Source organism: Streptomyces sp. NPDC033845 (assembly GCF_055576225.1).
Window position 1 is genome coordinate 1 of the sequence record NZ_JBVIRI010000058.1, and the last position, 8,257, is coordinate 8,257.

The following is an 8,257-nucleotide window of genomic DNA, read 5'->3' on the forward strand; positions in this document are numbered from 1 at the left end:
CCAGGCCGAACTCGCCGCGGAGACCCGCCGCTTCTTCCGCAGACGCCAGCGTCAGCCGCACATCGTCCACGGCTTCGGCGGCCCACATGTCCGCTCGTCCTGGACGAGAACCCCATGAGTTTCTGATCAATAGAGCACGGCTTCACCCATCACCCGAGAAGACCCCATTTCTTAACCTTCCGCCAGGGGTAAGTCAACAAGGGAATGCACATACTGTTAGTGTCCGAGAGCCCACAAGGAGCGGAAAGTGAATCTTTTCGAGGTTTGAACCCCGATGATTCCTCAGAGAAGCTGTTCGGCGTATCCAATGTCTGCGCTAGCTGATCGCGTGGGTGCATGTCTAAGGCGAAGGAGAGTATCGGCGGTACGGATACGTTCCTTGTGAACTCCTTTGGAATCATTGCGCCTTATTCCCTGGGGTGACTCTTTCAGGTAATTTCGATTTCTCGAATATGGGAAAGATGCGATGGCGCTGGGCGGAGGCGAGAGAGAATCACGCTGAAGCGGCGAAGCATATTAATCTGAGCTTCGTCAAACGAGCCGTCGAATCCGAATCGATCTATGTGGAGGCGAAGACCCGGCGGCTTCTCCAGTCCCGCGTGGTCAAGGTCACCAAGGGCCATCCCCCATCCTAATGGCCTTGTCGAAGAGCTCACGCCGACAGAGGCAGAATATTCTAGATCCAATTCCTGGCTGTCAAGAAGATTGACTGAAAACCCCTAGCGGCACTGATGCGGGCGCTAGACCGAACACGCGTAAGACCTTCTTAAGGAATTCGAATGATAGACTGGCAGAAGTACGAACATGAACTTTTCATCCCTCTGGGGGAGATCCAAAACATCGCCTCCCTGGTCGTCGATGCCCGCGAGGTCGACGATCTGCGGCAGATATTCAGCAACAATGCGACCGAACTCGAAGGAGCCCTCGGCGAGCTCTGCCGTGATCTGGGCGAGCACCTTGGCCTGGAGGATGCCCGCTTGCTTGCGCGCCTGAAGAACGAGCTGACTGCGCGTTACGACGAACGCGGGGCGCTATTCACTTGGGATACGGACCTTGGCGTCTGGCTCAGCTGTCCGGGGCGGGGCAGTGACTGGAACGCGACGGCGGCCGATGTCAACGCGCATCTTCCCCAAGAGGGTTCGGCGGTCGGATCAGGAAATGGTGGGCGCACCCAGGGAGTTCAGTCTGACATCGTGAACGCCCATGCTTACATTATCTACGGAAAAGCCCTCTCTCTATTTGATGATGCGACATCAAAAGAGAAGGAGGAAATGATGGCACAGGCAATCAGTTTTGCAGGCAAAGCTATCGATGCAAGGCTCAAGGCCTGACGGAAAAATCCCCGTGAAGCATTCCGGTAATTCTTTCGAAATTAGTGTGAGGAAGTAGCAGTGTCAACTCCCCATCAGATGATCCTCTCGGACAGTGAAATGCGTGAAATCGCGGCGAAGATCGTCAGGCTGCGGCAGGTGAAGAGGGAAGGGCGCAAGTTCTACCAGAGTCAGTTCTCTGAAAGAAATCTGTGCAAGGACCTGATTGAATGGCAGGCCAGGCCGGAGTCAAAGGAGCATTTCAACGCTCTGTCCCTGACCCCCCTGGGTGACGCCGCCGAAATTCTCGGATACATAATGAAGAACTCCGAATTTCCGAAGTATGAAAATGCGGAGGAGGCGAAGAAGGCTTACCGCCGTTATCTTGACAGCTATGTGCAGATCATGGCCCGCTGGCGGGCCGAAAATCTCAAGAACATCAACCTCAATATGTATGCTTCGGCCGACAAGGTGGATGTCCGGGGAGTGGCGCGTGCTTGGAAGGAGGCCATGTGGATTTGTGAGAGATTTGGGAGGGACGCGATGAAACTGCCTCTGCATAGCTATCTATCCGGGATGGATGTATCCATCAGGCCTTATCTGGTAAATCTCTCGAACCGCTCTTCTTGAAATTCGGACGGTTTTTAGCCTCGATCTTTCTTGACGGTCTGCCGACGGAGTCGGTAGACCGTCGTGCGTTCGGGCCTTGGCCCCGGATTTTGGACACATCTATGCGGCCTGAGCCAGGGTAGTCGCTGCTGTTTGGAGGGCGTTCTCGTAGGCGATCGGGGATCGCTGGCCGAGGCGCGAGTGCCGACGCCGGGTGTTGTATCGGGTCAGCCAGCGGAAGGCGTCGAGTCTGGCTTCACGCTCGCTCGACCAGACTTTGCGCCCTTTGAGCGTCTCCCTCTCCGAGGCGGCGTTGAAGCCTTCCGCAGCGGCGTTGTCCGCGCCGGAGCCGACCGCGCCCCATGCTGTGCCGGACCCCTGCTGACCTGCATGCTTCGGCGAATGCCCTGCTCGTGTATTGGGCGAGTTCAACCGATCGATGCAACACCGGGTTTTTGAAGTGAGCGTAGTTGCTCTTCGAAGACTTCGGCGGGTGTCTTCCAGCCAAGGATCTTGCGGGGTCGATTGTTGAGTGCGTATGCGACGGCTCGAGGTCTTCGGCGGACCACCGAGAGAGGTCTGTGGCTTTCGGTGCCTCTGTGTTTGTCAAGCCGTATGGGGCGGTGGCGTAGGCTCGCTTCCGGCGGGTCCAGGAAGTGACTTGTCCCAAGAGTCGGCCGTCGGGGTTGGGCCGGCCGCGCTGGATTCTGTAGTCGCCCCCGTCTGTCCTCCTGGGCCCGTCATCCGTGTTCGTCGGCGCTCGTCGGCCATCATGGTGCGCCAGACGTGATCGGCGAGTCGGCGTTGCGCCTCACGGGAGACCTTCTACAACCGCCGCCGCCTACGCAAGCACAAGATCTTCGGCTACCTCACCCCGGCCGAGACCAGGCAACGGCATCAGCACGCCCTCGCGGCATGACGAATGAGTGCCCAAGATCACGGGGAAACCTCACCGGCGGTCACCCTCCCGGGTGGCGATCAGCATCGTCACCCACTCCACGAGTGCGTGTGGGACGTCCATTACGGCACGATAGGGAATCAACAAAGATCCCAGGCTGCAGAGTTGAGCATAGACACCTTGCCCAACAGCCTGGGGGCTCTGCCCGTATCAGGACCACCGCCCCGTCACCCGATCAGTGGCCAAGTTGAATAGGCTCAAGGTACGGGCAGCCGCTGTTCCACGACCTCGGGCCAGACACGGAGAGAACGGAGATGCGCCGTCCCTCGATGGGTTGGATCGCCGGGGCGAAGTGTGTTCAGAGATTCGATGATCAGGCGGGCGGATGCCGATTGGGGGAGTAGGCCTTCACCCGATGAACCCACCGTTCACCTGAGGAGGTGAGACTCTCAGGAATGCAAGCCTGGCGTGGACACTGGCCGGCTAGACGTGCGCGCCACCTCGTGCTTTGGCTTGGGGTAAGGCCGCGGCACAAGGAATTCCATGACCATTCGCAAGAAGCTCCCCGCAATCGCACTCGGCGTGATCTCGCTGACTGCACCTCTGGCCGCCGCAGGTACCAGCACCGCGGCGACGGCGGTCGAGGTGCAGGCGGATGACTCCTCTCAGGCCCAAGATGCCACGCTCACCGACCGCAACGGCAAGCCGTCCAGCACCTTGTCTGCGAAGACTGCGGCGCAGAGCGAGAAGGTGTTCTCCACCGGTGAGATCACCGGGAAGCGATTCTCGTCGATCGGACTGAGCTGGAATAAGGAGTCCGCCATCGACAAGGGCCTCACCGCCAAAACCCGGATCCACCGCAACGGCGCCTGGGAGTCGTGGCGGGACATTCCCCTTGAGCTGGACGAGGGCGTTGCCGAGGAAGCGAAGCGGGCTGGCGCCCCGGCCTTCTACACGCAGGATGCGGACGGTGTGGAGGTTCGCTTCACCTCGCCGACAGGCAGTCTGCCGCAGGACCTGCGACTGTCTTTCATCGATCCGGCCCAGAGCTCCGCCGCCTCATCCCCGGCTCGTCAGCCGCAGTCGACACAGGCTGGGCAGCCGGATGTGAACCTGCGAAAGGACTGGGGCGCGGACGAGAACCTGGCCGACCCTGGGTACAAGACGCAGCCTTCCATCAAGGCGGCCCTGGTCCACCACACCGTGACGGGGAACAACTCCTACACCCAGGAGCAGGTGCCGCAGATCATCAACGGAATCTACGTTCACCACATCAAGAACCTAGGGTATGGCGACTTCCCGTACCACTTCATCGTCGACCGGTTCGGGGGCATCTGGGAAGGCCGCAAGGGCTCCATTGAAATGCAGCCTGGCACCGCGATTCCCGGCATCCTCGGCGGCCACGCGGCTGGCTTCAACACCAACACCTTCGGTGTCGCGACGCTCGGCAACTTCGAACCAAACAACAGCGAGGGCGGCGAGGACACCGGCCCCGACCCCAAGCCCAGTGACGCCATGGTCAAGAGCCTCGCCGACCTCCTCGCCTGGAAGGGCGGCCAGTACAAGCTGGACCCGGAGGGGGCCACACAGCTCGTCTCGGCCGGCGGAGGCGGCACCAACCCGCACCCGGTAGGCACCGTGCTCGACGTCCCCGTGATCTCCAGCCACAAGGACGTGAACGTCACTGCCTGTCCCGGCGGCAAGCTTTACGAAATCGTCCCCGACCTGCGCAAGCAAGTAGCCGAACGGCTTAGCTAGAAAGCCGCCCGGGGCCCGCGAGCCCTGGCATGTGGGCAGGAGAGTTCTGCGCCCTGCCAACCCGCACCGCACTCCCCCTCTCCGCCCCGGCGGCAGGCAGTCGAATGGGTACGGCAGACCTGGGCCGTCTTCCTTGCTCGCACCGTGGCCGTGTCTCACAGGCGCGAGGCCGACGACGGTGTCCCTCCGAGTGGTGTGACAGCGGTCTTCGCGGGAGTGACCTCGACGTCGTCCTTGAACGAAGGCCGGCAGTTGTCAGTGACGACGCTCCAGGCTGACGGGCTGTCAGTCCGAGGGGGCTGCCAACGCCTGTCGATTCCGGTATGACCTGCGGCTTTGCCTTTGATCGCTGCTACGCCACTCCAGGAGGCATGACTCCGACGACTAAGTTGACCGAGGAGAAAAAATGAAGCAAAGATTCCGTCTCGCTGTTCTGGTCGCCACAATGGCGACAGCTGCAGTGGCTCTGCCGGTGACGGCGCACGCAGCTCCCGCTGACGATCAGAAGCCGTCGGCGAGCCCGGAGACCGCGTCGGCGCCCGCATCGCGGGAAACCTCGAAACCCGAGATTGTCGTCACTCCCGAGGACGCTTCCACCGTCGGTGTCGGCATGCCGGTGTCGATCAACTTTGACAAGCCCGTCGCGGACAGGAAGGCCGTGCAGTCGGCGATCCAGGTCAGCTCCACCCGCGACCAGAAGATCGTCGGGCACTGGTTCAGCCCGACCCGCCTGGACTTCCGTCCCCAGCACTACTGGAAGCCGGACTCCGACGTCACGGTGAAGCTCGCCCTGGACGGCGTCTGGGGCGGTGAAGGCATCACCGGCGTGCATAACAACATGGTCCGCTTTCACATCGGCCGCTCACAGGTCTCCACTGTTGACGCCAAGACTAGGACGATGACCGTGGTCCGCGACGGCAGGACCGTCAAAACCATCCCGATATCCGCCGGCGCGCCCGACAGCCCCACCTACAACGGACAGATGGTGATCTCGGAGAAGCACGACGAGATGCGGATGAACGGCTCCACGGTCGGCTTCACCGACAAGGACGGCAAGCCCGCGTACGACATCCCCGACGTGCCGCACGCGATGCGGCTCAGCGCCTCGGGCACTTTCCTGCACGGCAACTATTGGGCCGATAAGAAGGTCTTCGGGAAGGAAAACACCACCCACGGCTGCGTCGGGCTGAGCGACCTCATGGGAGGCAAGGACCCCAGCACCCCTGCGGCCTGGTTCTACGACAACTCCATCATCGGGGACGTCGTCACGGTCAAGCACTCCGCCGACAAGAGCATCCAGCCCGACAACGGCCTCAGCGACTGGAACATGCCCTGGAACATCTGGCTCAAGGGCTCCGCCGCATAGCCTGAGGTTCCGTCCGGACAGCGGATCCAGTATCGGTAGGCGAGCCCAATCGCCGCCGTTCGATGATCTTGAAGCCAGCGGCTTGCTACGGGCTTTTGGCCCCGAGGGCGTTGACGCCGTTCACGTACTCGCGGTCGCCCTTGCCTGGACCGCGGTGACGCGTAAGAGGTACCCCTGGCCGCGCCGCACGACCACCTTCTGATCGAGGGCCGCCCGCTCGGCGGCCTCCAGGTCGGCGTCCCGTAGCAAGTCGCGACCTTACCGGGCATGTCGAGGGGGCGGATTCAATCGGTCCTCGCAACACCTGTGTGAGCTGGAGGTTTGCGGTGGGTGTGGGGATTCGGCAGGGGCGGTGCGGGAGTATCGGGGGCAGATGCCCTCGCCGGGGCGGCCGGGTGTTGCGTGGCGTGAGGACTGGGTCAGGTTCTGGGCGGCGATCGCGCGGGGGCTGAGTTCGGTGGATGCAGCGGCCGTGATCGAGGTTTCGCCTGCGGTGGGGTCCCGGTGGTTTCGTCATGCTGGCGGGGTGAATCCGTGCCTTGCTCCGGCCGCTACTTGTCGTTCGCCGAGCGGGAGGAGATCGCGCTGTTGCGTGCCCGGAACCTCGGGGTCCGTGCGATCGCACGGTGTCTGGGGCGCTCGCCCTCGACGATCTCGCGGGAGCTGCGGCGCAATGCCTCGACGCGGAGCTACCACCTGGAATACCGGGCCTCGCTGGCGCAGTGGCACGCAGAGCGGCGGGCCCAGCGGCCGAAGAGGGCGAAGCTGGTGGCCCACGACCACCTGCGCGAGTACGTCCAGGACCGGCTGGCCGGGACCATCGTCCACGCCACGGCCGGCCGGCCGTCGCGGGACCGCAGGTGCCACCGTGGCAGGGCAGGAACAAGCCCCGCCGTCAGGACCGGCGCTGGGCGACGGCCTGGAGTCCGGAGCAGATATCGCGGCGGCTCGAGGTGGACTTCCCCGACGATGAGTCCATGCGCATCTCACACGAGGCGATCTACCAGGCCCTTTATGTCCAGGGACGCGGCGCGCTCAAACGCGAGCTGGTCGCCTGCCTGCGCACCGGACGGTCACTGCGTGTCCCGCGGGAGCGCACCAGACAGAGTGTCCGCGGGCATGTCACCGCCGACGTGTTGATCAGCGAGCGGCTCGCCGAGGCCGAGGACCGCGCCGTCCCGGGACACTGGGAGGGCGATCTGATCATCGGGACCGGCCGGTCCGCGATCGGGACGCTGGCCGAACGCAGCACGCGGTTCACGATGCTGCTGCACCTGCCCCGGATGGAGGGCTTCGGCACCGAACCACGCACCAAGAATGGACCCGCGCTCGCCGGCCGCGGCGCCGCGGCCGTGAAGGACGCGATCACCGCCACCATCACCACGTTGCCCGGGCAACTACGCAGGTCGCTGACCTGGGACCGGGGCACCGAACTGGCCCAGCACGCCCAGCTTCGCGTCGAACCCGGGCTCCAGATCTACTTCGCCGATCCCCACAGCCCTTGGCAGCGGGGCACCAACGAGAACACGAACGGCCTGCTGCGTCAGTACTTTCCGAAGGGAACGGACCTTTCCCGCTAGCAGCCGGACGACCTCGAAGCTGTTGCACACGCCCTCAACACCAGGCCCCGCAAAACCCTCGGTTGGAAGACACCAGCGGAAGCCCTCAACGAGCACCTACTATCGCTCCAGGAAGCCGGTGTTGCGACGACCGGTTGAGTCCAAGCTGGGTCCGTGGTCGGTGTGCATGATCGATCCGGCGAGACTGCCGCGGGTGCGGACCGCTGCCGCCAGGGCGTCGGTGACGAGGTCCGCGCGCATGTGATCGGCAATCGCCCACCCGGCCAGACGACGTGAGGCAAGGTCGATCACGGTCGCGAGATAGCAGAACTTCCCGCCGTCGATGGGCAGGCAGGTGATGTCGCCGACGTACTTCATGTCCGGGTATTCGGCGGTGAAGTCGCGGCCGATCAAGTCCGGCGCCTTGGCCGCCGCCGGGTCGGGAACGGTGGTGCGGTGCCGGCGGCGCAGACGGACCCCTTGGATCCCGGACACCCTCATGATCCTGGCGACACGCTTGTGGTTGACGGCCTCACCGTTCCCTCACGGAGCTCTGCGGTGATCCGCGGGGCCCCGTAGGTGCCGTCCGATTCCCGGTGCACGGCCCGAATCCGGGCGGCGAGGCGGGCGTCGGCCGCTTGCCGGCCCGCCCGGTCCGCACGTCCGGCGCCAGTAGGAGAAGCTGGAGCGGGCGATGCCCAGGATGTCGCACAGCCGCTTCACGCCGTGACGGCGCTGGTGGTCGGCGACGAACTGG

General features: G+C 63.5%; 3 protein-coding genes and 6 pseudogenes. 5 read left to right on the forward strand and 4 right to left on the reverse strand.

Translation table 11 applies throughout. From position 1 onward, the window contains the following. The first annotated feature begins 779 nt into the window (after positions 1–779). Positions 780–1,331, forward strand: a complete 552-nt coding sequence (locus tag ACZ50K_RS37465; RefSeq protein WP_468911909.1) for a hypothetical protein — start codon at positions 780–782, stop codon at positions 1,329–1,331. Positions 1,332–1,391: 60 nt separating this feature from the next. Further along, positions 1,392–1,940: a hypothetical protein gene (locus ACZ50K_RS37470; RefSeq protein WP_468911911.1), complete on the forward strand. Its 549-nt coding sequence runs from the start codon at positions 1,392–1,394 to the stop codon at positions 1,938–1,940. A gap of 99 nt (positions 1,941–2,039) precedes the next feature. Here ACZ50K_RS37470 and ACZ50K_RS37475 read toward each other — a convergent pair. The 3 pseudogenes from ACZ50K_RS37475 to ACZ50K_RS37485 all read right to left on the reverse strand — a co-directional run. After that, positions 2,040–2,343: pseudogene (locus tag ACZ50K_RS37475) on the reverse strand (integrase core domain-containing protein); the annotation flags it as partial. 4 nt (positions 2,344–2,347) lie between these two features. Continuing rightward, positions 2,348–2,511 (reverse strand): annotated as a pseudogene (locus ACZ50K_RS37480) (IS30 family transposase); the annotation flags it as partial. A 360-nt stretch (positions 2,512–2,871) separates the two neighbouring features. Next, positions 2,872–2,961, reverse strand: a pseudogene (locus ACZ50K_RS37485) (IS5/IS1182 family transposase); the annotation flags it as partial. Between the two features lie 399 nt (positions 2,962–3,360). On the opposite strand from ACZ50K_RS37485, the gene ACZ50K_RS37490 reads away from it, so the two are divergent. The 3 genes and pseudogenes from ACZ50K_RS37490 to ACZ50K_RS37500 all read left to right on the forward strand — a co-directional run bounded on the left by ACZ50K_RS37490 (position 3,361) and on the right by ACZ50K_RS37500 (position 7,659). Next, positions 3,361–4,575, forward strand: coding sequence for an N-acetylmuramoyl-L-alanine amidase (locus ACZ50K_RS37490; protein ID WP_468911913.1), 1,215 nt, complete (start codon positions 3,361–3,363; stop codon positions 4,573–4,575). A gap of 487 nt (positions 4,576–5,062) precedes the next feature. After that, a pseudogene (locus ACZ50K_RS37495) lies at positions 5,063–5,941 on the forward strand (L,D-transpeptidase); the annotation flags it as partial. Positions 5,942–6,314: 373 nt separating this feature from the next. Beyond that, a pseudogene (locus ACZ50K_RS37500) lies at positions 6,315–7,659 on the forward strand (IS30 family transposase). A gap of 12 nt (positions 7,660–7,671) precedes the next feature. Here the strand turns inward: ACZ50K_RS37500 and ACZ50K_RS37505 are convergent. After that, positions 7,672–8,257, reverse strand: a pseudogene (locus tag ACZ50K_RS37505) (IS3 family transposase); the annotation flags it as partial.